Origin of the sequence: Pseudomonas sp. MG-9 (assembly GCF_018729515.1) — a bacterium.
Lineage (GTDB): Bacteria > Pseudomonadota > Gammaproteobacteria > Pseudomonadales > Pseudomonadaceae > Aquipseudomonas > Aquipseudomonas serboccidentalis.
Map to the genome: position 1 here is coordinate 17,084 of NZ_JAHHZH010000011.1, position 25,486 is coordinate 42,569.

A 25,486-nucleotide genomic window follows, 5' to 3' on the forward strand; every position below is an offset into this window, starting at 1 on the left:
GCAACGATTACCAAATGCTGCAAGGACTCACGCTACCCGCAGCACGATCTTGCCGATATGGTCACCCGCCTCCATGTGCGCGTGAGCCTGAGCGGCGTCGGCGAGTGAGTAGACCTTGTCGATCATCGGCAGGCAGCGCCCGGACGCCAGCAGCGGCCATACGTGTTCACGCAGTTGATCGGCAATCGCGGCTTTTTCGGCAGCGGTGCGGGCACGCAAGAGGGAGCCGGTGATGACCGCGCGTTTGGCCATCATCGCCAGCAGATCAAAGTCATTGGCCCGCGCGCCGCCGAGGAAACCGAGCATGACCAGTCGGCCATCCATCGCCAGGGCGCTGACGTTACTGTTGAGATACGATCCGCCCATGATGTCGAGGATCACATTGACGCCCTGGCCTGCGGTTTTTTCGGCGATGACCGCAGCGAAATCCTCATCGCGATAATTGATCGCGTCGCCACCGAGATTGCGGATCGCTGCGCATTTGTCCGGGCTGCCGGCGGTGGCGAACGCTTCTATACCGAATTCGCGGCACAGCATCAGTGCGGTAGTGCCGATGCCGCTGGTGCCACCGTGAATCAGTGCGCGTTGACCACGGCTGGCGCCACCGAGGCCGAACAGGTTGGCCCACACGGTAAAGAAGGTTTCCGGGATCGCGGCGGCGTGTACCCAATCCAGGCCTTGGGGAATCGGCAGGGTCTGGCCAGCCGGGACTGCGCAGTATTCGGCATAACCGCCGCCGTTGGTCAGCGCGCAGACTTGGTCGCCCACAGCGAACTGACTGACACCGGCCCCGAGGGCCACGACTTCGCCAGCGACCTCTAGCCCGGGGATCGGGTTCATGCCAGGTTTCATCGGGTATTTGCCGGCACGCTGTAAAGCGTCCGGCCGGTTGATTCCGGCGGCGTGTACGCGGATCAGCACCTCACCTTGTGCAGCGACCGCAAGCGCTACGTGTTTGGGTTGCAAGACCTCGGGGCCACCGGGTTCGGTGATTTCGATTCGGGTCATTTCATTGGGCAGAGACATATCGATTCCTCTGAGTGCAGGTTGTGTAAGTGGGAGCGTGTTGCGCAAACAATGATTCCCTTCAATTTGCGCAGCCGTGCGGTTCGATAGGGACGGGCAGCCATTTCATGGCTTGCTCCAGCAGCAGCGCCACGACGATCGCGCCAGCGGCGATGACGAACAACAACGCGTGGTGACCGCCGCTGGCATTGAACAGCGCTGAATAGGCAAATCCGGCCAACGCCTGAAAGGTCGCGAAGGACACCGTGGCACGGCTCCAGGCGATCTGCTGGCGGTGATGCTCCGGCACCAGCTCATGTACCCGCGCAAGGGCGAGCGGCACGATGCCGGGCGGAAATGAACCGAGTATCACTGCCAGCAGCGCCAGCGCCACAAACGAGTGGGACATCGCCAGCAACCCAAGGGCTATCGCCTGCACCACCAACACCAGGCGAATGCCTGAGCGCGCGCCAAGCTGATCGGCAAGAAAGCCGTAACTCACCGGGCCGACAATCGCGCCCAAACCATACATCACCCAGATCAACGCGCCGACATGCGCCCCGGCGCCGAGTCCACGCGCCACGTAATCCACCAGAAACACCATCGCCGGAACCAGGCCGGCGGCCATGAAGGCGTATTGGGCGAACAGCAAATACACACCGCGCGGCGTCGTTTCAACGGGCGCCTTTTCATGCGCGACCTGCGGGTGCGGGAAATCAGACGGCCAACCGAACCAGCTCAGCGCCGTCAGCAACAAGGCCAAGGCCCCCAGACCCAGCCATGTCGCTTGCAAGCCAAGGCTCAACAGCGGCGGTACCAGCGTCCCGGAGCCGGCAATGCCAAGACCGATGCCGAGAAAGATCGCACCGCTGGCAAGCCCCTTACGAGCCGCCGGAACGTGTGGCAGTACGGTCGCGGCCACCAGCACCATGATCGCGCCACCGGCAATCCCCGACAGCAGTCGCCAGCCGAAGAACCAGCTCACCGACAACGGAAACGCACAGGCAAAAAAAGCCGCCGTGACCACCAGCATCATCAGCCGCAAGGCATTTTTATTGCCGAGCTGGCGCGCTGTCGGCCGGCCGAGCAGGGCGCCGATCAGATAGCCGACCAGATTGGCCGCACCGAGGTAGACCACATCATTGGCGCTGAACCACTGCGCTTCAATCAGCGAAGGGATCAACGGGGTGTAAGCGAAACGCGCCAGCCCGATGCTGACCAGGCTGGCGCAGAGGCCGGCGAAGATCGGCAGCCAGATACCGGTGGAGGTTGAAGTGCGCATGATAGCGATCTCGCGGAAGGTTTATGGCGTCCAGCATATCGGCTATCGTTGCTGCGTTAATGCAGCGATTAAGCGGCACTACGATGCGAATCTGCATCACTGGGAGACAGCATGAATTGGGATGATGCACGGGTATTTCTCGCCGTTTGCCGCGAGTCGACCCTACGGGGCGCGGCGCGGGTGCTGGGGGTGGATCAGGCCACGGTCGGGCGACGGATCACGGCACTGGAAAAATCCCTGAGTGCGACGTTGTTCCTGCGCACCTCCGACGGCTACGCATTGACCGCGGTCGGTGAGGCAGCGCTCAAGAGTGTGGAGAAAATGGAGCATTCGGCACTGGAGCTGGAGCGGCAAATCCAGGGCCTGGATGATCGCCTGACCGGCACGGTGCGCGTCAGTACCACCGATTCGCTGGCCATCGACTTTCTGATCCCGGCCATTGCCCGTTTGCACGAGCAGCACCCGGACGTGCGAGTGCAACTGGATGCGTCCACGCAGATTCTCAACCTGGCCAAGCGCGAGGCGGATATCGCGGTGCGCAACACCCGACCCGACAACCCTGATCTGATTGCCCGTCGCATTGCCCGATGGCCGGTGGGACTGTTCGCATCCCAAGCGTATATCGACGCCAATGGCATGCCGCAGCCGGACACAGCGTTCGAGGGGCATGATCTGGTGGTCTATCAACCGTACCTGCAAAGCCAAAAGGACCTGACCCTGGTGTCGGAGCCGCTAAGTCGCGGCCGGATTGTCGCCAGCCTCAGTTCCAGCCTGCTCGTGCGCCGTTCGATTGCAGCAGGGTTGGGTGTAGGAGAAATCCCGGTGTACATGGGCGAGCGCGACGGACTGGTCAGGCTCTGGCCGCAGCGTACCCGGCCGCAGCCCTATGAAGTGTGGTTGGTGACCCATGCGGATCTACGCCATACCGCGCGGGTGAGGGCGGTGATTGAACAGATCGTCGAGGTGTTTGCCTCGGAAAATGAGTAGCGCACACTGGCATCGGCGAACTCACAAATCCTGATGAAACGGCCTACGCCGATAGCAGAAACCGCTGGCTTGTAGGCCGGAGGACCGAGGGCTATCGTTTCAAAGGCTGGTGCAAGGCAGCACGCATGTACTGGAGTGACATACCACGGACGGTATCGGTAGCCCGATAAAGGTGTCGAATTGGAAGCCAGGGAATTCAGTCACTTTCAAAGCAGTGACACAACGAGTAAAGGCCAGGGAACGCAAGTCATGGGCGCCATCAGTCGCGAAGAATTCAATGCCAGGATCGAGACCATCGAGACACGAATGGATGCTCGACTGGACGCGGTATCAATGAAAATTGACGGGTTTCTATCTGTTCAGGGAGAGCGGGACAAAACTCAAGTCGAACGAGACAGACGCTACGACCTGATTACGCAAGAAATGCGCAGGATTGCCGACGGCGCGCAGGACGCAGCAAGGCAAGGGGCGACCGTCAAAGCCAATGTCTGGGCTGCAACGGCCGTCCAGTTACTGGGGATAGTCGCCATCGTCGTCGGTGCTTATTACGCCAATCAAGCGAATATGTATGTCGCCATACAAACGACCTTCGCGGCGGTTCAAGCAGGCAAGGACGCTCACACACCAAAACCGTCGGTGCTGCCAACGCCACTGCCTCCACAATAAAAAACGGCCTTCAAAAGAAGGCCGTTTTCGTAGGCGTTACAACCCTGCCTCATGGCATTTGCGGCAACTCCTGCGGCCGCAGATCAAACATCAGCACCTCGGCATCCACGCCGTTGCTCAAGGTCAGTGCCTGTTCTTCACGAACCCGCACACCGTCGCCTTCCTGCAACTGCACGCCGTTGAGTTCAACGCTGCCACGCGCTACATGCACGTAGGCATAACGGTTGGCCGGCAGTTGCAGCGTCGCGCTTTCCTTGCCGTCGAACAGGCCGGCGAAGACCCGGGCGTCCTGACGTACTTTCAGTGAGCCATCCGCGCCGTCCGGCGAGATGATCAGTTGCAGGCGACCGCGTTTTTTCTGCGCGCTGAAGTGCTCCTGCTGGTAGCGCGGCTTGGCGCCGGCCACTTCCGGTACGATCCAGATCTGCAGAAAGTGCACAGGTCGGGTGGCCGAATGGTTGAACTCGCTGTGGGCCACGTCGCTGCCGGCACTCATCAGTTGCACGTCACCGGGGCGGATCACCGAACCGGTGCCGAGGGTGTCCTTGTGTTCCAGTGCGCCTTCAAGCACGTAGGAGAAAATCTCCATGTCGCGGTGCGGGTGCTGGCCGAAGCCCTTGCCGGCCGCCACGCGGTCGTCGTTGATCACCAGCAGGTCGGAAAAACCCTGCTCACGCGGGTTACGGTAGCTGGCGAAGGAGAAGGTGTGGAAGGACTTCAACCAGCCATGATTGGCGAGGCCGCGGTCGGAAGCTTTGCGAAGCGTCAGCATGATGAAATCTCCTGGTGGGACGTTGATTCGTCCGAGTGAGGAGAAGGTTACTGTTAACCGGTTCGAGCAATAAGTAGATGGAAATTGAAACACTGTCCCTCTCAGGTTGACAGTTTTGCGTACCCGATCACGTATTCTTTTCGCCGCTCGCCGCGCACTTGGCCATAATACGAGCTCTGCTTACTTTTCCTTGATTTCAGTGATGTTCACCCATGAAAACCGTGGCTATGGTGCTGTTTCCCGACTTTTTACTGCTCGACATGGCCGGGCCCATGGAGGTGTTTTCGGTCGCCAATCGCTACTTGAAACCTGAAGATCATTACCAGTTGATCACCCTCGGCACCGAGCGCGGGATGTTGCGCGCGTCCAATGGCGTGCAGGTGCAGGCCGACCGCCATATCGACGACCCGGCCCTGGCCTGCGACCTGCTGCTGGTGCCGGGCGGTCCGGGGGCCTACAACGAAAAGCACCCGGCGTTGCTCGCCTGGCTGCGACGGGCGGTGGGACAGGCTGGTTGCTACGGTTCGATCTGCACCGGGGCCTTTGTGCTCGGGCATGCCGGTCTGCTCGATGGCTATCGCGTGACGACCCACTGGAACTACACCGAACGGCTGATCAAGGCCTTCCCCAAGGCGCAGGTGGAGACTGACCAGATCTACACCGAAGACCGCCGCCTGATCACCTCGGGAGGCGTGACTGCCGGCATCGACCTGGCGTTGGCCGTGGTCGCCCGGGATCACGGGAAAAAAGTCGCCCAGGACGTGGCCAAGGTCCTGCTGGTGGTGATGAAGCGTCAGGGCGGACAAGCGCAGTTCAGCCCATTGATGGCGGCGGTGGCTCCGCAGGAAACCGCCATCACCCGCGTGCAGAACCATGTGCTGGAACACCTCGACCAAGCATTCACGGTTGAGCGCATGGCCGGTCTGGCGAACATGAGTACCCGGCACTTTGCGCGGGTGTTCGCGCGGGATGTGAACATGACACCGATGGAGTTTCTGCAGAACGCCCGTATCGATTGCGCGCGTAATCTTCTGGAAACCAGCGAGCTGCCGTTGAAGACCGTGGCTTATAAAAGTGGTTTCGGCAGCGTGCGCCATATGCGTTTTCTGTTCGCTGAAAAGCTCGGCCTGACCCCGGCGCAGTACCGCGAACAGTTCAGCTAGAGCGGTTGTGTCCGTCCGGTGCATCCGGATGTCCGTGTTGCGCCCTGCACGGAGGTTGTGCCGTCACCCACGCCTGCCAAGATAACGGTAACGTCTGGAAGGGAGAGGCGCCGGAGGCTGAGGGCATGATGCTCGCGACCGCTGGCGCTGGAAAACGGCATGCACAGCCACATCGATTTGCCCGCTGCATCGGTCCTGCATTTTGGGCCATACGCCTTTCATCTGCGCCAACGGCTGGTCCTCGACGGCGACCGGCAGTTGCGCATGGGCGGGCGCGCCCTGGATATTCTGCAGGTGCTGGTCGAGCGCGCCGGACGAGTGGTACGCAAGGAACAACTGATTGCCCTGGTGTGGCCCGACAGTGTGGTTGAGGAGATCAACCTGCGGGTGCACATCGCCGCGTTGCGCCGGGCGCTGGGTGACGGCGAGAACGGCCAGCGCTACATCGTCAACGTGCCGCAGTGCGGCTACTGTTTCATCGCCCCGGTGCAGGCTGGAAGCGTTGCACAAGTGGTGTTCGAAACCTTGCACGCCCCGCAGCATAATTTGCCCGCACGCCTGACTTCGGTCATCGGCCGCGATTCGCTGGTCGGCAGCCTGGTGCGACAAATGCCGTTGTGCCGGCTGATGACGCTGACCGGCCCGGCCGGTGTCGGCAAATCCACGGTGGCACTGCGCGTGGCCGAGCTGCTGTTGCAGCATTATCGTGATGGCGTCTGGTACATCGATCTGTCTGTGATCGATGATGCCCCATCGTTGCTCGACCATCTGCTGCGCACCCTCGACACCTCGTTCGAGTCGTTAGTGTCGCGCCATGCCTTGCTGGTGCTGGATAACGGCGAGCGCCGTCGCGAGCCGTGCCGGGCGCTGGTGGAGCGACTGCTGCTGGCGGCGCCACGCCTGGCACTGCTGGTCACCAGTCGCGAACCGTTGCAGGCCGATCTCGAGACCCTGCAATCGGTTGCGCCGCTGGCCTTTCCCAAGGCGTCGGCGTCGGACACGGTCGACGAGGTCATGAGCTATTCGGCAGTGCAATTGCTGGTCAGCCGCGCTCGCGCCCGTCAGCACGATTTCAGCCTGCGCGAGCAGGATCTGCCAACCGTGTGCGACATCTGTCGGCGGCTCGACGGCTTGCCGCTGGCCATTGAACTGGCGGCCGCGCAGATCGATGCGTTGGCGCTGGTGGGGCTGCAAACGCAACTGGACAACGGCCTGCGCCTGCTCAGTCATGGCCGACGCACGGCGGTGGCGCGGCTTCAGTCCATGAGCGCTGCGCTGGACTGGAGCTATCAGGATCTCAAGAGCAGCGAGCAACGGGTCTTGCAGCGTCTGTCGGTGTTCAAGATGGCTTTCACCGAGGCGGCGGCGCTGCGGGTGATTGACGGTGCGCATCTGACGGCGATCATCGAACGCCTGGTCGCCAAGTCATGGCTGACGGTGGAGCAGGGCGCAGACCCGATGCGCTATCGGATGCTCAACACCATTCGCTGTTATGTCCGCGAACAGCTGGAAAGTAGCGGTGAACTGAGCGCTATCGTGCATCGTTATGCGCTGTACCACGGGCGACATCGATCCGGCTCAGGTGTGCAATTGGCCACGTAACGCGTCGAGCAGCAAACGCACCTTGCGCAAGTCCGGGGTCGCGTAGCCTTCGCTGAAACGCTGGTAGATCGGTGTCAGCAAATCCAGCGCTTTACGGTGACGTGACTGGCGCTGCCACAGCTGTGCCAGAGAGGTCGCGCTGCGCAGTTCCCAGGCCAGGGCGCCTTGGGATCGGGCGATGGCGAGGGCGTTTTGCAGAAGTGCTTCTGCCTGGACGGCGGTATCGACGGTGCCTGGGCGATTGCCTTCGCGAGCAGGCTCGCTTCCACAGACAGGCGCGCTCTTGTCGGAGCGAACCTGCTCGCGAAGGCCTCCCTGCGCACACCCCGCGTCATCAGCCAATAACCGCTCCGCCTCGGCCCGCAACACCTCAGCGGTGCTCCAGCCTGCCGCGCCATTGCGCGCGCGCGCAAGCAACGCATCATCGATGTAACGCGCATCGAGCGTGACCATCAGCTCCTTGATCAGGCCGTTGTCCGCCGGGGTGACGGGCTGGGCCAGGCGCCCATCAATGACCTGCGCATAGTGCTGCCCCCAGGTATGGAACAGCAGCACCGAGTGCTTTTGCGCCTGCTCCAGCAACAGCTGCAACAGCGTGCGGGCGGTCTTGGAATCGCCGTTGTAATGCGCGATCAGGCAACTGGCCAAAGCCAGGGTGTAGCAGATCGAAGTGCCGTGGTTGATCTGCACGGCGATGTCCAGCGCCTGCCGGGCGGTGCGCCATGCCTGTTCGGGAAACCCCTGCAGCCACAGTACCCGGGCGAGAATGGTCAGCGAAGCCACGCTCTGGTCGTACTGCACGCCAAAACCATGGGTGAACCGGTTGCGATAGCCACTGTGGGCCATGCGCTGGATCACTTGCTCGGCGCTGATCCGGGCTTGCGGCTGGTCGCCGGCAAAGTGCAGGGCCAGCACACGCAAGCGGTGAATACTCAACGACAGCAGCGGGTCGTCTTGGCCACCGAGGCGGTCGAACTGTTCGCTTTGCTTCAGTGCAGCCTGGTAATGGCCGCAACTGAGATTGACCGCGAGGTGTCCGGATATCGCGCGCAACTGCCCGGCGACGTCGTGGTGCCGTTGCGCCAGTGCGTGGGCCTGGGTGAAGGCCTCGATGGTTTCCGGCGAACCGCCCCAGGTGTGGTAGCAAGCGCTGCCGAGCGCCAGTTGCAGGGTGATTTCCAGTCGTGGGCAGGGTTGCTCGGCACCGGCGAGCAAGGTCAGCGCCTGGCGCACATGGCCGCCATATTCCTTGAGCAACGACAGCTCTTGCCAGAGCGCGGCCGACGTCGCCGTCAGACGGATTCCGAGTGGGCGCGAGCCCGCACCGTGCAAACTCCAGTCGAGAGCGGCGCGCAGGTCCTCCAGACCCCGGGCATAACGTTCGAGCCATTGCGTGGTCGGGGTGTGCTCCCACTCGGTCTGCGCCTGTTCCATCAACGTCAGATAGCGTTCGGCGTGGCGTTCGCGCAGGGTTTCGCGTTCACCGCTGTGTTCGAGTTTTTCCAGCGCGTAATGGCGCGTGGTATCGAGCAGGCGATAGAACACTTGTTCGTCGCCGACATCCACATTGAGCAGCGATTTGGCCACCAGTTGCGTGACCGCCGCGAGCACCTCGGTGGGTTCGATGTGCTGACCGACGACCACCGCAGCGGCCGACGCCAGGCTGAAACTGCCGCGAAACACCCCGAGGCGGCGCAGACAGGTCTGTTCGCAGGGCGTGAGCAGGTTGAAACTCCAGTCCAGCGTGGCATGCAGCGTCTGGTGCCGCGCATGGCGGTGGTGGTTGCCCGCCGCCAGTGGGTGCAGGTGATCCTGCCATTGCTGCAGCAAGCCGCTCAGACCGAGGCTTTCGACCTGCGCCGCCGCCAGCTCCAGCGCCAGCGGAATGCCGTCCAGGCGCCGGCAGATTTCAATCGCCAGCGGTAGCTCGGCGTCGCTCAATTCGAAGTGTTCGTGGGCGACCATGGCCCGCTCGACGAACAGTTGCAGCGCGGCAAAAGCCATCGCCTGTTCGCGATCGAGATCGCTCGTCGCCGGTGGGCAGTCGAGCGAATCCAGACGCTGCACGAATTCACCTTCAGCGCGCAGGCTTTCACGGCTGGTGGCCAGAATGTGCACCTGTGGTGCGCCGCGCAGGAGGCTCTCGGCGAGCAGCGCCACGGCATCGATCAAGTGCTCGCAATTGTCGATCACCAGCAGCATCTGCCGCTCGCGCACATCGTTGATCACCGCCGCCAGCGGTTCGCCGTCGTGCACTGACAGATTGAGCAGGGTCGCCAGTTGCGAGGCGATCAGCACCGGGTCGTTGAGCGGTGCCAGATCCAGCAGGCGGATGCCATCGCGATAGCGTCCGATCAACTGTTCGGCGACGCGCAGGGCGACCGTGGTCTTGCCGATCCCGCCGGGGCCGACCAGGGTGATGCAACGCTGCAGTGGCAGTTGTTGCATCAGGCTGTCGACCAGCGGCTGACGGCCGATCATCCGGGTATGGCGCAACGGCAGATTGTGCCGCCCCGGAGCCGCTTCGCGCAGGCGTTGTTCGCTGGCCTGCATCGTCAGCGGGGCGACGAAGCTGTAACCGCGCTGGGCCACGGTGATGATATAGCGCTGACCGGCCTGACCGTCGCCCAGCGCCTTGCGCAGGGCGGCCATGTGCACCCGCAGGTTGATGTCTTCGACCACGCTGTCCGGCCACACACCGGCGAGCAACTGCTGTTTGCTCACCACTTCGCCGGCGTGCGCCAGCAGCATCAGCAGAATATCCATGGCACGGCGCCCCAGGCGCAGCGGCTGGTCACCTTCCATGACCAGTCGTTGCCCGGTGTAAATCCGATAGGGGCCGAAGCCGATGGCCTGATTCGGGGAAAGACTCAACAGCACACTCCTGCGGTGATGCGACGATCCCGGCACAGGGGCGCTACGTGAAGACGCAGACCGTCTGGTGCAGGGTATCGCAGCATATTCCTCAGGTTTGGCCATCAGTGCAACGGCAGGCTCTTGCGCAACGCTCAAAAGCTCATGGGCCGTGTCCGGGTCTCTTTGCCTTCACGCATGACCTGGCAGCGCCAGGCGAACGGGTTGATCCCTTCGCTGCGGGTGAACATGTGACAGAAATGCGCCTGATCGCAGAAGCCGCATTCCAGGCTGATCTGCGTCAGGCTCAGACCGGTGCAGCGGATCAGCAGCTTGGCACGGGCGATGCGCTGTTCGCGGATCCAGTCCTGCGGCGAAACCCCTGTGCTGCATTTGAAGGCGCGGGAAAAATGGCTGCGTGACAGTGAACAGGCGCGGGCCAGTTCGGTGACCTCAAGGCTCTCGCCGAGGCGTTCGAGGATCAGTTGTTTGACCTGTCGTTCACGTTGCGGACTGAGTCCGCCGACCCCGGCCTTGCGTGGTTCGTTGGCAGGGGCGAGGGCGACGCTGTGCTGTAAGTGAGCCATGGCCAAAGTCCGTGTCGATGGGGAATGCACGGTCGGCGCATCCCCTCAGGTCAAAAAAACAACGCTGCGCAGAGGGCTTCATTGTTGGGCGAGGGCGGGAGGCTGACGAGTTAATCGTTGTTAATTCCAGCGCATTGGCCTGAACTCAGCACATCCCTGCAAGTCTGCGCCCCACTGTTTGCGGCACGATGACTGCAAGCGTGGCGAATCGATGAGGCGCTGCAATCGGCAGGTTCAGGGGGAGTCAAATGAAAGGCATCTTTAAAGCAGCGACGGCGCTGACGTGCGCGCTAGTGATTTCCGGTGCCATGGCGCAGGCACCACAGCAGGGCACTCAGGTGCCGGGCTATTTCCGCCTGGCCTTGGGGGATTACGAGGTCACCGCGTTGTTCGATGGGTACAACGACCTGTCGCCGAAGCTGTTGCAGGGCATGAGTCAAGCCCAGATCCGCGCACTGCTGGCACGCCGTTCGATTGAATCCCCGGGTGTCCAGACGGCGTTCAATGCTTTTCTGGTCAATACCGGCAAGCAACTGATTCTGGTCGACAGCGGCGCCGGACAATGCATTGGCGCCACCGCCGGGCAGCTCCTGGCGAATATGCGGGCGGCCGGCTACCAGCCAGAGCAGGTCGATACGATCTTGCTGACGCACCTGCACCTTGATCATGTCTGTGGTCTGGTCGATGCACAGAAACAAGCGTTGTTCACGAATGCCACGGTGTACGCGGCCAAGGCTGAAGCGGATTACTGGCTCGATCCGGCCGCGCTGGCCAAAGCTCCGGCCGGCGCCAAAGAGTTTTTCAAGATCGCCCAGGACTCCACCGCGGCCTACGTCGCCGCCGGGCGCTTCAAGACTTTTGCCGCTGGCCAGTCGCCGTTGCCTGGATTAGTCGAAGCGACACTCGAAGCCGGACATACGCCGGGCAGCACCACCTACCGTTTCACCTCGCAGAATCAGAGCATCGTCTTCATGGGGGATCTGGTGCATAACCTCGCTGTGCAGTTTGAGCACCCGGAAGTGTCGATCGGCTTTGACGTCAACAGTGCGCAAGCGATCAACGCTCGTCAGGCGGTCTTCAGCGCGGCGGTCGCCAGCAAGACGTGGGTGACGGCGGCGCACCTGCCGTTCCCGGGTATCGGTCACATCACTGCGCAAGGCAAACACTTTCAGTGGGTGCCCGTGGAATACGGTCCGTACAAGCGCGCGGCCAAGGTGCCGTTAATCGAGTAAAGTGCGCAGCGCCCACTCGCCAAAGCGGCTGACACCGAAAAGGAAAACAAGCCCATGAACCGTAACGATCTGCGTCGCGTCGACATGAACCTGCTGGTGATTTTCGAAGCGCTGATGTTCGAAAAGAACCTGACCCGCGTCGCCGAAAAACTGTTCATGGGGCAACCGGCCGTCAGCGCCGCGTTGGGGCGTTTGCGCGATCTGTTTGACGATCCTTTGCTGTTGCGCAACGGTCGCGGCATGGAGCCGACCGCGCGGGCGCTGGCGATTCTCAAAGAGCTGCAACCGGCGATGGACGTCATCTCCGGCGCGGTCAGTCGGGCCAAGGAGTTCGAACCGGCGAGCAGTTGCGATGTGTTTCGCATCGGCTTGTCGGACGACGCTGAGTTCGGCCTGTTTCCACCGCTGCTGCGCCAGCTTCAGCAAGAGGCGCCGGGGATCGTCGTGGTCGTGCGGCGCGCCAACTATCTGTTGATGCCGGCGCTGCTGGCGTCCGGGGAAATCTCCGTCGGCGTGAGCTACACCACCGATCTGCCGGCCAACGCCAAGCGCAAGACCTTGCGCGACATTCCCTGCAAAGTCCTGCGCGGTGACGACCGCCCGGGGCCGCTGACCCTCGACGAATACTGCGAGCGCCCTCACGCGATGGTGTCGTTCTCGGGCGATCTGAGCGGCAATATCGATCTGGACCTGGCCAAGGTAGGCCGTTCGCGCCGCGTGGTCTTGGGCGTGCCGCAATTCAGCGGCTTGCGCGCCTTGCTCGCCGGCACCGAAATGATCGCCACGGTGCCGGATTACGCAGCCTGTGCGCTGGTCGAGGGCTGCAAACTGCGCGCCGAAGATCCGCCGTTCCCGATCGATGCGGCGCAACTGTCGATGGCCTGGAGCGGGGTGCATGACAACGACCCGGCCGAGCGCTGGCTGCGTTCGCGGATCAGCCAGTTCATGGCCGCGCCGCTGGATATCCCGTCTGCCTGACATCTTCTCCGTGTAGGAGCTGCCGAAGGCTGCGATCTTTTGATCTTCAACAACAGAATCAAAAGATCGCAGCCTTCGGCAGCGCCTACACAAAGCTGTCGCGTCTGTTGGTAACTGAGCACATCCATTCAATTTCCCCCCGCCCGCACCGAGCATGATTCAACCCGATGAGAACGAAAGGGTAGGGTCATGAGCGCATCACAACGCGATGAACGGGCACAGAACATCGGTCTGCTGTTTCTTCGGGTCAGCGGCGGACTGTTCCTGCTGTGGGTTCACGGCTTGCCCAAGCTGCTCGACTTCACCGCGCAACTGCAACTGATCGAAGACCCGTTTCACCTCGGTGCCCACCTGACCCTATGCCTGGCGATTTTCGCCGAAGTCCTCTGCCCGCTACTGATCGTCGGCGGGGTGCTGGCGCGATTGGCCTGCTTGCCTATTCTGTTTGTGCTGCTGGTGGCGCTGCTGGTCGTGCATCCGCAATGGAGTGTGGCCGAGGGGCAGTTCGGCTGGTTGCTGTTGATCCTGTTCACCACTGTGTTCATCGCCGGGCCGGGACGGCTGGCGATTTCTGTTCGTTTACCCGGAGTGCTGCGTTATGCCTGAAGTCCTCGATCCACAAACGCCGGGGGCCGATGAGACGGTCACGCTGATTATCAAGCACCGGGTCAAGGCCGGTTTCGAGTCAGCGTATGAGGCTTGGCTGCGCAATATCGTCCGCGTGGCGGGGCAGCGTGAAGGCCATTTGGGTGTGGACGTGGTGCGCGGCAAGCGCGGCCGTCTCGACTTCTATACCTGCGTACTGCGCTTCAGCTCCACCGAAGCGATGCAAGGCTGGCTGGAGTCGTCGCAGCGTCAGGCACTGGTCGCCGAAGCCGCGCCGATGCTGGCTGATGGCGATCAGACCGAAGTCGCGCCGATCAATGAATTCTGGTTTACGCCACTGGTCGATGCTGCTTCGCCGCCGCCGCGCTGGAAGCAGGCCGTCGTCACGCTGCTGGTGATTCTGCCGCACACTTTGCTCGTGCCGTTGATCTGGGGGCCGCTGCTGGCGCTGCATCCGCTCCTTTCGAATTACGTGGTCGCGACGTTCCTGATCACCCTGACCATCGTCCTGTCGGTGGTGTACGTGGTGATGCCGCCGGTCACCCGATTATTTGCGCCGTGGCTCGAAGCCAGCCAGGTGCATGAACACCTCGATTCCCAAGAAACCTCGCCACGCTGAGCGCGCGGGGTTTGCTCCTTTTCACTTTGCTTGAGGAACTGCGATGAGCGCCGATCTGATTTTATTCAATGGCCAGTTTCACACCGTCGACCGCACCAAACCGCTGGCCAGTGCCGTGGCCATTACCGACGGCCGCTTTGTCGTCGTCGGCAATGATAACCAGGCCATGGCCCTGCGCGGGCCGAACACGCAAGTGATCGACATGCATGGCCGCTGCGTGATCCCCGGTCTCAACGACTCGCACCTGCACCTGATCCGTGGCGGCCTCAATTACAACCTCGAACTGCGCTGGGAAGGCGTGCCGTCGCTGGCCGATGCGCTACGCATGCTCAAGGAGCAGGCCGACCGCACGCCGACCCCGCAATGGGTGCGCGTGGTCGGTGGCTGGAACGAATTCCAGTTCGCCGAAAAACGCATGCCGACCCTCGAAGAACTCAACCAGGCCGCGCCGGACACCCCGGTGTTTGTCCTGCACCTGTACGACCGCGCGCTGCTTAACCGCGCGGCCCTGCGGGTTGCCGGTTACACCCGCGACACGCCGAACCCGCCGGGTGGCGAGATTGTCCGTGACGCCAATGGCAACCCGACCGGGATGCTGGTGGCGCGGCCGAACGCGATGATTCTGTACTCGACGCTGGCCAAGGGGCCGAAGCTGCCGCTGGAGTACCAGGTCAACTCGACGCGCCAGTTCATGCGCGAACTCAATCGCCTTGGCCTGACCAGCGCGATCGATGCCGGCGGTGGTTTCCAGAACTATCCGGACGACTATCAGGTGATCGAACAGCTGGCCAAGGATGACCAGTTGACCGTGCGCATCGCCTACAACCTGTTCACCCAGAAGCCCAAGGAAGAGCTCAGCGACTTCCAGAACTGGACCGGCAGCGTCACCCTGCACCAGGGCGACGATTACCTGCGGCACAACGGCGCCGGCGAGATGCTGGTGTTCTCGGCGGCGGACTTTGAGGACTTCCTCGAACCGCGCCCCGATCTGCCGCAAACCATGGAAGAAGAGCTGGAGCCGGTGGTGCGCCATCTGGTCGAGCAGCGCTGGCCGTTCCGTCTGCACGCCACTTACAACGAATCGATCAGCCGCATGCTCGACGTGTTCGAGAAGGTCAATCGCGACATTCCATTCAACGGTCTGCCGTGGTTCTTCGACCACGCCGAAACCATCACCCCGCAGAACATCGAGCGGGTGAGGGCGCTGGGCGGCGGCATCGCGATTCAGGATCGCATGGCGTTCCAGGGTGAGTACTTTGTCGATCGTTACGGCAAGCAGGCGGCCGAGGCCACGCCGCCGATCAAACGTATGCTCGCCGAGGGCGTGCCGGTAGGCGCCGGCACCGACGCCACGCGGGTGTCCAGCTACAACCCGTGGACCTCGCTGTACTGGATGGTCAGCGGTCGCACCGTCGGCGGTCTGGCCTTGTACGAAGAAGGTCTGCCGCGCAGCACGGCGCTGGAGCTGTTCACCCACGGCAGCGCCTGGTTCTCCTCCGAGCAGGGCAAAAAGGGCCAGATCAAGGTCGGGCAACTGGCGGATCTGGCGGCGCTGAGCGCGGACTTCTTCAATGTCGAGGAAGAAGCGATCAAGTGGATCGAGTCGGTGCTGACTGTGGTCGGCGGCAAGATTGTCTACGCCGCCGGCGATTTCGAAGACCTCGGCCCACGCTCGATTCCCGTGCTGCCGGACTGGTCGCCGGTGGTCAAGGTGCCGGGCCACTGGCGGCCGAATTCGCCGCTGCAGGCGCAAGTGCACCAGTGTGTCGGTGCCTGCGCGGTGCATTCGCACAGCCATGAAAAAGCGCGCCTGTCGAACGCGCCGGTCAGCGATTTCGCCGGGTTCTGGGGCGCGTTCGGCTGTTCCTGTTTCGCTTTCTGATCTTTCCATATAAAGCGCCGGCCAACCGGTACGGCGCTTCCTGCAACATCCATCCCAAGGAGTTTCCCATGAGCGTTCCCTACAAGCGTCTGAACAAAGATGATGCGGTCGTGCTGCTGGTCGATCACCAGACCGGTCTGATCTCGCTGGTGCAGGACTTCACCCCCAACGAGTTCAAGAACAACGTGCTGGCGCTGGGCGACATCGCCAAGTTCTTCAAGCTGCCGACCATCCTCACCACCAGCTTTGACGCTGGTCCCAACGGCCCGATCGTGCCTGAGCTGCGCGAGCAATTCCCGGACGCGCCGTTCATTCAGCGTCCAGGCCAGATCAATGCCTGGGACAACGAAGACTTCGTCAAGGCGATCAAGGCCACCGGCCGCAAGCAACTGATCATCGCCGGTGTGGTGACTGACGTCTGCGTGGCGTTCCCGACCCTGTCGGCCATCGCCGAAGGTTTCGAAGTGTTCGTGGTGACCGATTCTTCCGGCACCTTCAACACCACCGTGCAACAAGCGGCGTGGGCGCGGATGTCGGCTGCCGGTGCACACCTGCTGAACTGGTTCGCCGTGGCCTGCGAGCTGCAGGGCGACTGGCGCAACGACATGGAAGGCCTGGCGCATCTGCTGTCCGAACGCCTGCCGAACTATCGCAACCTGATCAACAGCTACACCAAGTTCACCGCCAAGTAAGAAGATCAAAAGATCGCAGCCTGCGGCAGCTCCCACATTGGAACGCGTTCCTCTGTAGGAGCTGCCGCAGGCTGCGATCTTTTGCTTTTAACGTTTCTGCAACCAACCCAGAAAACCACCCTTGCGCATCGGCGCCGGTTTCGTCATCAGTGCGAGGCGGCTGTTCTGCTGTCGCACGGCCTGCAGTTTGTTCAGCGCCTGGCCGACTTCGCTGCGCTGCGCCATGCATTGGCGGGTCAGGGCTTTGTCGAGGCGATAGATGATGCTCGACGTCAACGCGGTAAACGTGGCTTGCGACGGCGTATCGGCGAGGATGCTCTGTTCGCCCATGACCTCGCTCGGTCCCATGCGTCCGGCTTCGGTCTGGCCGCTGCCATCGGGCACGGTCGCACTGACCACGCCGGTGGCGATGACAAACAGACTGTCGGGGACTTCATCCAGCCCCAGCACCACCTGACCGGCCGCGTACTGCTGCGCGACCATCGATTCGGCGAGGCGATCGCGTTCCTCATGGCTCAACGAGCGGAAGACTTTCACTTCATCGAGCAACGCCCGGGCGCGGGTCGACGGCTCAATCACGCCATCCGGATGTCGGGAAATACCCGCGGCTTCGAGATGCCGGTGGGCGAGGTCGAACAGTTGATTGCGCACCTCGCTTTTCTTGCCCAGTTCACTGATAAAGCCGCTGGCGACGTACTCCGACATTTCTTCACCGGCCTCTTTCAGCACGGCTTTGGGCGGCGGATTCAACAGCAGACTGCTGCTGCCTTGCAGGGTGCGGTCGAGGGCGTCGAGCACCCGCCGTGGACGGATATGATTCGGCACCTTGATGCTGATCGAGACACCGTGCAGGTTGGTCGGGCGACTGAGATTGACGATCTTCGCCTTGGCCGCCACCGAGTTCGGCACCACGGCCAGGGTGCCGGTACTGGTCAACAAATGCGTGGCGCGCCAGTCGATGTCGAGCACCTTGCCCTCGACGCCGTCGATCACCACGAAATCATCCACCTGATACGGCTTGGTGGTGTTGAGCACGATCCCGGAGAACACGTCGCTCAGGGTACTTTGCAACGCCAGACCGACGACGATCGCCACCACCCCGGAAGTCGCCAGCAAACCTTTGACCGGCAGCTCCAGCACATAACCGGCGGCCGCGACGATTGCTGCCAGAAACACCAGCGCGCCGATCACGTCCTGCAACAGCCGACCGCTGTGACCGATGCGCCGCATCAGCACCAGGCCGATCACTTCGGTCAAGACGCGCGCGGCGTACAGCCACCAGACAATCCCCAGCGCTGTCGCGCCCAATTGCGCCACGCGGTCATCGGCAAACACCGGCGCCAGCAACGGGCTGACGCCGGCATTGATGATCAGTGCGCTGAAGCCGAGAAACAGCACCAGGCGAATACCGACCCGTGGGGCGCGATGCGTGAAGGGCGCGAAGTGCCAGAACATTGCGTCGAGCACCAGCAAGGCGGCGCTCCAGGACAGCAGGTGGGCATAAAAAAGGGTCATGATCGGGACTCTGCGATGCGGCTGAGAAAAAAGATCGCAGCCTGCGGCAGCTCCTACAGGGAAATGCATTCCAAGGTAGGAGCTGCCGCAGGCCGCGATCTTTTGCTTTTAAGGGTTCAGATGCGTTTTCAACTCAGCCGCCGCCTGCCGCACGGCCGCTTTCACTTCCGGAATCTGACTCAGCGGATTGAGCAAGCCAAAGTCATGAATCATCCCGTTGTAACGCACCGACGTCACCGGCACGCCGGCCGCATCCAGATGCCGTGCGTAGCCTTCGCCTTCATCGCGCAACACGTCGAACTCGGCGGTCTGCACCAGCGCTGCGGGCAAGCCCTTGAGCTGTTCGGCGCTGGCGTTCAACGGCGAGGCGTGGATCTGGCTACGCTCGGCCGGGTTGGTGGTGTAGCTGTCCCAGAACCACTGCATCATGCCCTTGGTGAGGAAATGGCCCTCGGCAAACTGCTGGTACGAGCCGTCGTCGAACTGCGCATTGGTCACCGGCCACATCAGCAACTGGAAGCGCAGCGCCGGGGTGTTCTGTTCCTTGGCCATCAGCGCCACGACCGCCGCCATGTTGCCGCCGACACTGTTACCGGCCACCGCCAGTCGCTTGCCATCGACACCAATCTGCTTGCCGTTTTCGGCCACCCATTTTGTCGCGGCGTAGGCCTGATTGATCGCCGTCGGGTACTGCGCTTCCGGCGACGGCGTGTAATCGACGTACACCGCGACAGCGCCGGAGCCCACCACCAGATCACGAATCAGGCGCTGGTGCGTCGGGTAATCGCCCAACACCCAACCGCCGCCGTGGAAAAACATGAACACTGGCAACTCACCTTTGACCTTGGCCGGGCGCACCACTTTGAGGTTGATCGTCTGGCCATCGACCTTGATCGCCTTGTCGCTGACTTCAACCCCGGACAGGTCGACTTTCACCGAGGCCTGAGCACCGGTCAGCACCGCACGGGCCTCTTTCGGGCTCAGTTGCTCCAGCGGTTTGCCACCGCCGGCGGCGAGCGCTTCGAGGAAGGCCTGGGTATTGTGTTCGACACCCGGGCTGCCGGCGGCGAAGGCGTTGCCGATGGACAGGGCGAGGAGGGACGCGGTCAGGGTTTGTTTGATGTTCATGCGCAATTCCTTTTTCGAGAGTTTGTTGTGTGTTGTTGGGTTGTGTTCAAACCGTGAGCACAGATTAATGAGCTGTCGAAAAGTGAAAAAGCGGCTATAAAGCGTTTAACTGTCCACCAGAGAGTGACAATGAACCCGTTCGAAGACATGCGTATTTTTTGCCAAGTCATGGACTCCGGCAGCTTTACGGCGGCGGCTGATCAGTTGGGCCTGTCCAAGCAATTCGTCAGCCGTCGGTTGATGCAACTTGAAGAGCGCCTCGGGGTGCGGTTGTTGAACCGCTCGACCCGGCGCCTCGACGTCACGCCACTGGGCCAGAGTTATTACGAATCGGCGCTGCGTCTGCTGGGTGAAGTCGAACAGGTCGAGCAAGGCATCGCAGGGCAGACCGCCGAGCCGCGCGGCACCATTCGCGTCAGTGCACCGCTGTCGTTTGCGGTGGCGCATCTGGGCTGCCTGCTGCCGCTGTTCCTGCAGCGCTATCGTGAGGTCACCGTGGAAGTGGACTTGAGCGACCGCCCGGTGGACCTGCTCGGCGAAGGCTACGACCTGGCGTTGCGCATCGGTGTGCTGGAAGACTCGACGCTGATCGCCCGGCGCCTTGCCTCCATCGAACGGGTGTACTGCGCCAGCCCGGCGTACCTGGCCGAACGCGGTACGCCGCTCAAACCCGAAGACCTGCACGGCCACGACTGCCTGCCGTATGGCCATGGTCGTTCGGTGCAATGGCGCTTCGATGCGGGGCAGGGCAAACCGCTGCTGGTGAACGTCACCGGACGCATGCGCGTGAACAACGGCGAGTTGCTCAGGGACGCGGCGGTGCAGGGGATGGGGATTACCTATCTGCCGACGTTCATCGTTGGCGCGGCGCTGAACGACGGGCGACTGCTGCCGGTGCTCGACGACTACCGCCCTGAACCGCTGACCCTGTCGGCGGTGTATCCGCAGCATCGCCAGGCCTCACGCCCGGTGCAGGCGCTGGTGGAGTTTTTGCGCGAACGCCTCAATTCGACAACCACCAACTCTCTGTAGGAGCTGCCGCAGGCTGCGATCTTTTGATTCTGGTTAAAAGCAGGATCAAAAGATCGCAGCCTGCGGCAGCTCCTACAGGGGGTGTATTTCAATTCGGGATGTTTAAAGGTTGTGAAGGAAAAGCGGAAGCTTCCCACGCTGTTTTCAGGTTGTCCGTCGGACGTCCGGTCTCTAGCCTGTGTTGGTCGCTGCCAAATCAGCGACCGGGCCTGGAAATCCGATGGTTTTGAGAGCGCAAAGTGGTCATGCTCGGTGAGCTGGCGGTGAACAAGGCGCTGGATAACGTCGAGCCCGCCGCATAACTCCCACAATGGATCCGCGGTGCGGCTTACAAAGTCGCAACAACCGTATCGATTGGGCTGTTCTAGACTTGGCACCGCTCAATCACGAGCAGTACCGGAGTGCGCCATGGAAGTGCCCAACAATAAAACCGCCATCGACAGCAATCGACAGGCGTGGAACGATTCCGCTCGCCATCACCGTGAATCGGCGGAATGGCAAACGCTCTTGAGCGACGTGTCACAGGCTGATTTCTCTTGCCTCGACGACACCCTGCGCGGCCTGCTGGAGCAGGTTGGCGTGGATGGTCAAGAGGTGATTCAACTCGGTTGCAACAACGGTCGTGAAAGCCTGTCGCTGTTTGCCCTTGGTGCGCGGACGGTGGTGGGCGTCGATCAGTCGAGCGCCTTCCTCGAACAGGCTCGCGAATTGAGCCAGCGTTCGCCACACAACGCCGAGTTCATCGAAACCGATATCCATCACCTGCCGGCCTCGTTGCACAGCCGTTTCGACGTGGCGTTGATCACCATCGGCGTCCTCAACTGGATGCCCGACATCGGCGAATTCTTCCGTCATGTCGCCTTGACCCTGAAGCCGGGCGGCAAACTGGTGATCTACGAAACCCATCCGTTTCTGGAAATGGTCGACCCCGACGGCGAAGACCCGTATCGCCTCGTCAGCTCCTACTTCCGCGCCGAGCCATTCGTGCAGGAAGAGCCGATTGTCTACGTCGGTAAGATCGAGCAGCAGGCGGCCAAGTCCTACTGGTTTGTGCACACCCTCGGCGCAATCTTCAGCGGCGCCATCGCGGCCGGTCTGAACATCGCGCACTTCAAGGAATATCCGCATTCGAATCGGGAAGAAGTGTATGACCAGTACCTGAATCAGCCAGCGCAGATGCCGCTGTGCTTCACCCTGGTCGCCAGCAAGGCCTGAGTGTTTAGACGAAAATGAGTCAAACCACCGTAAATTCTTCAGGAAACAGAGTGATTGATTACATGTCCCGGTTGAGCACAAAGATCAATGCCAAGGGCATGAATGACTTTTAGTACCGTCTCAAATCGAGGTTTTGCTCCGGGGGCAAAGGCCTTGTAAAGACTTTCTCGACCCATGCCAGAGTCTTTGGCGATTTGAGTCATGCCGCGGGCTTTGAGCACATAGCCAATTGCACGGAGGAACTCTTCGTTATCGCCGTCTGCGAGTACTTGTGAGAGGTACTCGCTGATAGCTTCGTCGCTATCCAGCAGCGCCGCCATGTCGAACGTTGTCAAAGTCTGGCTCATGATTAAACCTCCTTTGCCATTTTTTTTGCGCGTTGTATGTCTGCACTTTGAGTGGATTTATCACCTCCTGCCAGCAGTACGATGACTGCACCGTTACGCTTCGTGAAGTAGACCCTATAACCAGCGCCAACATCCACTCGCAGTTCCGATACTCCATCGCCAACGGATTTGGCGTCACCCAAGTTACCCGTCGCAGCGCGATCAATTCGACGGGCAATTGCGATCCTGGCTCGCAGATCTCGAATAGAGGTATGCCAAGCTCTGAAAACCGCTGTTTGTTGGATAAGATAATTCATTGCTCGACTGTATCCAAGTGGATACGGTCAATCTATCAGTCAGATCTCTCATCGGCGCCGGATGTGGCGCTAGAGCATGTAGGCAGCAATCCCATTGTTGGTAGGAACGCGTCACACACAAAGCCACTGTAGAAGTGAGCCCGCTCGCGATGGCGGCCGAATGGCCGCCACTCCTTTAACGATTGAATCACGCCTGCGTCGTCGTACTCACTGCCGACCACTGCGGTTTGCGCAGCGGTTCCAGCTGTGAGCCTTCATAGCGGCTTTCGCGGTAGAAGCGCCAGCGGCCGAACAGACCTTAGACGTGGGTGATGCGCCCTGCTCGTGGTAGCCCTGCGGATGTGCAGTTTCATCGCCGGGATGTTGCGGGTTTCGCGAATCAATCGAGTGCCGCAGCACCCCGTGGGAAATCCTTGTTCAGATCGGCATAGGAAACCCGTGGCACACCCGTCAGCCGTTGTTCCAGCACGCGGCTCAGGGATTCGCCGGGGTTGAGGTAGGCATCACCGAAATCGCTCCCGAGCTGATTCGGGTGGGCTACGATTTCCAGCACGCCGTCGGTCGGTGCGGGGGCGTTGCGCAGGTCCACTGGCGTGCACACATAGTCCGCCGTGGCCCCGGCCAGACTTTGCAAACGCCAGTTGAGCAAGCCTTTGAATACGCGTTTGGGCAAGCTGAGATTTTGTCCCAGATTGCGCGCCAGGCGAATCGGCACGCCTTGTCGGGCGGCAAACCGGGCGACGATTTCGCCGATCGGCCAGATGTTGTGCACGTGCTGATGCGAGTCGATATGGCTCGGCCGCACGCCGTGCTCGACACAGCGTTGCCACTGCGCCTGCAGCTCTTCGCGCACCGCGTCGCGATCTTCACGGTTCAGCCACAGGCTGTGACGCGGCAGGCTGAGGTCGAACACGCCGTGGCCGTCGCAGAAGGTGCGACGGCGCAGAATCGAGGCACTCAGCGGCCGGCCGTACGTCAGGTTGAAATGCAACCCGACCCGACCTTGCAGCGAAGCATGCCGGGCCATGGCGCAGGCCGCTTCGAATGCAGGCATGTTGGCCATGGCGGTGGCGCTGCTGATGACCCCGGCCTGAAACGCCGCGAAGATCACCGCGTTTTCGTTCGGGCTCAAACCGAAATCGTCAGCGTTGACTATGACTTGGCGCGGCATGATCGCCCTCCGTGGTGATGACGACAGGTGTGGGCGCCGCTGCGGGTGTGGCCGCACGCCGTGCCCGCCATTGCTGCACAGTCGGTTTCAAGTGATGCCAGAGGCGCAAACCCAGCCCCAGCAGCAGGCCGCTGGGGCGCCAGGAATAGAAGCTCCAGCGCCAGTGTTCCAGTTGTCCGGTCATGCGTTCATGCAGTTGATGGCTGGAGTTTTCCAGGCTGACCCGCGAGGCATCGATCCAGCGCCAGTGCTCGTCCAGCCCCCAGCGAATCCATTCCTCCAGCAGCACCCGGCCACTGCCCAGATCGGCGTATTGCGGCAGGAACGCGAGGTTGTAGTCGTACAGTCGGTCCTGTTCGAGCAGGCCGAGGCGGTAGCTGATGCAGCGCCCGTCGAGTTCCAGCGTAACCACGCGGACCAGTCCTTGGGCGGCGAGGGCGGTGAAGGCATTTTCGATCCATTGCCGGCTGCGTTTGCTGGCAAAAATCCCCACACCTTCATCACCTTTCCAGCTCACCGCTTCGACTTCGCGGATCACTTTCAGCAATGGCGGCATGCTCAGCGCATCAGGGGTGATGCGCCGCACCTCGGCGCCACATGCGGCAATCCGTTTGCGCGCGCGGCGCAGTTTGTAGCGCGGGTCGCCGGAGACTTCCTGATGATCCGCCTCGCTGATCAGGTGCACCGGCACCCGACAGCTCAGGCGTCGCTCACCGGTGGAACTGGCGGCCATCCATGGGGTGAGGGCGCTTTCTTCCCCCGCCGGTTCGGACAATTCGTTGAGTTGCAGCAGCGCGTGAGGTAACCGTTGGCGGATCAGCCGCAAGGCCTGGCGCATCGCTGCGCCGTCGAGCAACGATAGCAGCGCCAGACGGTCGGCCAACGGATAGCCCAGATGATGCAGGACCCGGAACGGCACCCCGGCAAAGCGCTCGCGTCCTGTTATCAGCGGCAGGCACAGGCGCAATTCGTCAGCTTCCCAACCCAGCAGAATGTGCAGGCACTCACCCTGGGCCAGGGTCAGCTCTGCTGCACGCAACCAGCCGAGGTTGTTGAACGGTGTGTGGTCCGCCACGCTCAGGCGCAGCGCTTCGTAGGCTGCTGCCGGGAAGTCGGCGGCGCACAGTGAAGTGCGCCATTCGAATCGCGCCGCCATGGGGTCAGGCCGCCGTTGCTGGGACAGATGGACGGGATGGTTTGCGTAGCGCGTCGAGCCGCGAGCCGCTGTAGCGGGTTTCGCGGTAGAAGCGCCAGCGACCGAACAGGGTGTAGATGTTCATGATCCGGCCTTGCTCGGTGTAACCCATGCGCAGGTGCAGTTTGAGCGCCGGGATGTTGTGGAACTCGCAGACGTCCACCACCTTGTCGCAGCCCTGGTCAGCCATGGCTTTCCACAGTTCCAGTTGCACGTCTACCGACAGTTCGGTGCCCCAGAAGGGACGCGTCAGCTCGCCGCCGAACTCGAAGAATTCGCCAGGTTTCACCGGGAACAGGCACCCGTAGTAATGCCGGTCGAAATAGTCGCGCTTGCTGCCCCAAATGAACCCTATGGCATCGCCCTGATCGTCCAGATACATGAGCCCGGTGTGGCCTTCATTGGCCAGCTCGGCCATGGTTGCGACGCGGTCGCCGAAATAGCGGGCGAAAGCGCTGGCATTGTCGGCAGTGATCCTCACCGACCGCACGGGTGGATAGGGCCTGAGGCTATGCGGCGGTACTGGACTGACCAGGTCGCGTTCCATCCACAGCAGTTCCTGATGGGAAAGCACGTAGTGCTTCCAGGCCTTGCCGAGGGTGGTGCGCAAGCCTTTTTGCTTAATGTGTTGACTGATTTTTTGCACAATGCTCATGGTCTT

At 61.8% G+C, this 25,486-nt stretch carries 24 protein-coding genes; 12 read left to right on the top strand and 12 right to left on the bottom strand.

All coding sequences use genetic code 11. The annotated features are described in order from the left end of the window. Nucleotides 1-27 precede the first annotated feature (27 nt). Together KKQ10_RS24925 and KKQ10_RS24930 are read right to left on the bottom strand one after the other, a co-directional pair. Nucleotides 28-1,026: an NAD(P)H-quinone oxidoreductase gene (locus KKQ10_RS24925; RefSeq protein ID WP_215502581.1), complete on the bottom strand. Its 999-nt coding sequence runs from the start codon at nt 1,024-1,026 to the stop codon at nt 28-30. A 61-nt stretch (nt 1,027-1,087) separates the two neighbouring features. After that, a complete protein-coding gene (locus KKQ10_RS24930; RefSeq protein ID WP_215502582.1) occupies nt 1,088-2,287 on the bottom strand; it encodes a YbfB/YjiJ family MFS transporter in 1,200 nt (399 codons plus the stop codon). Nucleotides 2,288-2,398: 111 nt separating this feature from the next. Between KKQ10_RS24930 and KKQ10_RS24935 the strand changes: the two genes are divergently transcribed. After that, nucleotides 2,399-3,274 carry a LysR family transcriptional regulator gene (locus KKQ10_RS24935; protein ID WP_127650621.1) on the top strand — a complete coding sequence of 292 codons (876 nt, stop codon included), beginning with the start codon at nt 2,399-2,401 and terminating at the stop codon, nt 3,272-3,274. A 249-nt stretch (nt 3,275-3,523) separates the two neighbouring features. Beyond that, nucleotides 3,524-3,940 (top strand): hypothetical protein, encoded by a 417-nt coding sequence (locus KKQ10_RS24940; protein ID WP_215502583.1) that lies wholly within the window; start codon nt 3,524-3,526, stop codon nt 3,938-3,940. Nucleotides 3,941-3,989: 49 nt separating this feature from the next. Here the strand turns inward: KKQ10_RS24940 and KKQ10_RS24945 are convergent, their stop codons facing one another. After that, a complete protein-coding gene (locus KKQ10_RS24945; protein WP_215502584.1) occupies nt 3,990-4,712 on the bottom strand; it encodes a pirin family protein in 723 nt (240 codons plus the stop codon). Between the two features lie 212 nt (nt 4,713-4,924). On the opposite strand from KKQ10_RS24945, the gene KKQ10_RS24950 reads away from it, so the two are divergent. Both KKQ10_RS24950 and KKQ10_RS24955 read left to right on the top strand, forming a co-directional pair. Beyond that, nucleotides 4,925-5,875 carry a GlxA family transcriptional regulator gene (locus KKQ10_RS24950; protein WP_215502585.1) on the top strand — a complete coding sequence of 317 codons (951 nt, stop codon included), beginning with the start codon at nt 4,925-4,927 and terminating at the stop codon, nt 5,873-5,875. 159 nt (nt 5,876-6,034) lie between these two features. Continuing rightward, nucleotides 6,035-7,477 carry an ATP-binding protein gene (locus KKQ10_RS24955; protein ID WP_215502586.1) on the top strand — a complete coding sequence of 481 codons (1,443 nt, stop codon included), beginning with the start codon at nt 6,035-6,037 and terminating at the stop codon, nt 7,475-7,477. On the opposite strand, the gene KKQ10_RS24960 is transcribed toward KKQ10_RS24955, so the two are convergent. Then, complete coding sequence (locus tag KKQ10_RS24960) at nt 7,454-10,351, bottom strand: ATP-binding protein (protein ID WP_215502587.1); 2,898 nt, start codon at nt 10,349-10,351, stop codon at nt 7,454-7,456. The genes KKQ10_RS24955 and KKQ10_RS24960 overlap by 24 nt on opposite strands. Nucleotides 10,352-10,485: 134 nt before the next feature. After that, entirely contained in the window at nt 10,486-10,917 is a 432-nt protein-coding gene (locus tag KKQ10_RS24965; RefSeq protein WP_215502588.1) for a helix-turn-helix domain-containing protein, read from the bottom strand. A gap of 248 nt (nt 10,918-11,165) precedes the next feature. On the opposite strand from KKQ10_RS24965, the gene KKQ10_RS24970 reads away from it, so the two are divergent. The 6 genes from KKQ10_RS24970 (at nt 11,166) to ycaC (ending at nt 16,926) form a co-directional block, all read left to right on the top strand. Continuing rightward, complete coding sequence (locus tag KKQ10_RS24970; protein WP_215502589.1) at nt 11,166-12,149, top strand: MBL fold metallo-hydrolase; 984 nt, start codon at nt 11,166-11,168, stop codon at nt 12,147-12,149. 54 nt (nt 12,150-12,203) lie between these two features. Beyond that, entirely contained in the window at nt 12,204-13,127 is a 924-nt protein-coding gene (locus KKQ10_RS24975; protein ID WP_215502590.1) for a LysR family transcriptional regulator, read from the top strand. A gap of 189 nt (nt 13,128-13,316) precedes the next feature. Further along, complete coding sequence (locus KKQ10_RS24980) at nt 13,317-13,733, top strand: DoxX family protein (RefSeq protein WP_127650639.1); 417 nt, start codon at nt 13,317-13,319, stop codon at nt 13,731-13,733. Beyond that, a complete protein-coding gene (locus KKQ10_RS24985) occupies nt 13,726-14,352 on the top strand; it encodes an antibiotic biosynthesis monooxygenase (protein ID WP_127650641.1) in 627 nt (208 codons plus the stop codon). The genes KKQ10_RS24980 and KKQ10_RS24985 overlap by 8 nt, the downstream gene beginning before the upstream one ends. A 43-nt stretch (nt 14,353-14,395) precedes the next feature. After that, nucleotides 14,396-16,234 carry an amidohydrolase gene (locus KKQ10_RS24990; protein ID WP_127650643.1) on the top strand — a complete coding sequence of 613 codons (1,839 nt, stop codon included), beginning with the start codon at nt 14,396-14,398 and terminating at the stop codon, nt 16,232-16,234. A gap of 68 nt (nt 16,235-16,302) precedes the next feature. Next, on the top strand, nt 16,303-16,926 hold the full coding sequence (gene ycaC, locus KKQ10_RS24995; protein ID WP_127650645.1) for an isochorismate family cysteine hydrolase YcaC: 624 nt from the start codon (nt 16,303-16,305) through the stop codon (nt 16,924-16,926). Between the two features lie 87 nt (nt 16,927-17,013). Here ycaC and KKQ10_RS25000 read toward each other — a convergent pair whose 3' ends face one another. Both KKQ10_RS25000 and KKQ10_RS25005 read right to left on the bottom strand, forming a co-directional pair. Then, a complete protein-coding gene (locus KKQ10_RS25000) occupies nt 17,014-18,441 on the bottom strand; it encodes a mechanosensitive ion channel family protein (protein ID WP_215502591.1) in 1,428 nt (475 codons plus the stop codon). Between the two features lie 108 nt (nt 18,442-18,549). Next, nucleotides 18,550-19,569 (bottom strand): alpha/beta hydrolase, encoded by a 1,020-nt coding sequence (locus tag KKQ10_RS25005; RefSeq protein WP_127651817.1) that lies wholly within the window; start codon nt 19,567-19,569, stop codon nt 18,550-18,552. 129 nt (nt 19,570-19,698) lie between these two features. On the opposite strand from KKQ10_RS25005, the gene KKQ10_RS25010 reads away from it, so the two are divergent. Next, nucleotides 19,699-20,601: a LysR family transcriptional regulator gene (locus tag KKQ10_RS25010; RefSeq protein WP_215502592.1), complete on the top strand. Its 903-nt coding sequence runs from the start codon at nt 19,699-19,701 to the stop codon at nt 20,599-20,601. Nucleotides 20,602-21,009: 408 nt separating this feature from the next. Beyond that, entirely contained in the window at nt 21,010-21,816 is an 807-nt protein-coding gene (locus KKQ10_RS25015) for a class I SAM-dependent methyltransferase (protein WP_215502593.1), read from the top strand. Nucleotides 21,817-21,854: 38 nt separating this feature from the next. Here the strand turns inward: KKQ10_RS25015 and KKQ10_RS25020 are convergent, their stop codons facing one another. The 5 genes from KKQ10_RS25020 to KKQ10_RS25040 form a co-directional block, all read right to left on the bottom strand. Further along, nucleotides 21,855-22,163, bottom strand: a complete 309-nt coding sequence (locus KKQ10_RS25020) for an addiction module antidote protein (protein WP_215502594.1) — start codon at nt 22,161-22,163, stop codon at nt 21,855-21,857. Nucleotides 22,164-22,165: 2 nt separating this feature from the next. Next, nucleotides 22,166-22,459 carry a type II toxin-antitoxin system RelE/ParE family toxin gene (locus KKQ10_RS25025; RefSeq protein ID WP_215502595.1) on the bottom strand — a complete coding sequence of 98 codons (294 nt, stop codon included), beginning with the start codon at nt 22,457-22,459 and terminating at the stop codon, nt 22,166-22,168. A gap of 379 nt (nt 22,460-22,838) precedes the next feature. Then, nucleotides 22,839-23,630, bottom strand: a complete 792-nt coding sequence (locus KKQ10_RS25030) for a ChbG/HpnK family deacetylase (protein ID WP_215502596.1) — start codon at nt 23,628-23,630, stop codon at nt 22,839-22,841. Then, entirely contained in the window at nt 23,602-24,786 is a 1,185-nt protein-coding gene (locus KKQ10_RS25035; RefSeq protein WP_127651813.1) for a GNAT family N-acetyltransferase, read from the bottom strand. The genes KKQ10_RS25030 and KKQ10_RS25035 overlap by 29 nt, the downstream gene beginning before the upstream one ends. Nucleotides 24,787-24,790: 4 nt before the next feature. Then, nucleotides 24,791-25,480, bottom strand: coding sequence for a GNAT family N-acetyltransferase (locus KKQ10_RS25040; protein WP_215502597.1), 690 nt, complete (start codon nt 25,478-25,480; stop codon nt 24,791-24,793). Nucleotides 25,481-25,486 lie beyond the last annotated feature (6 nt).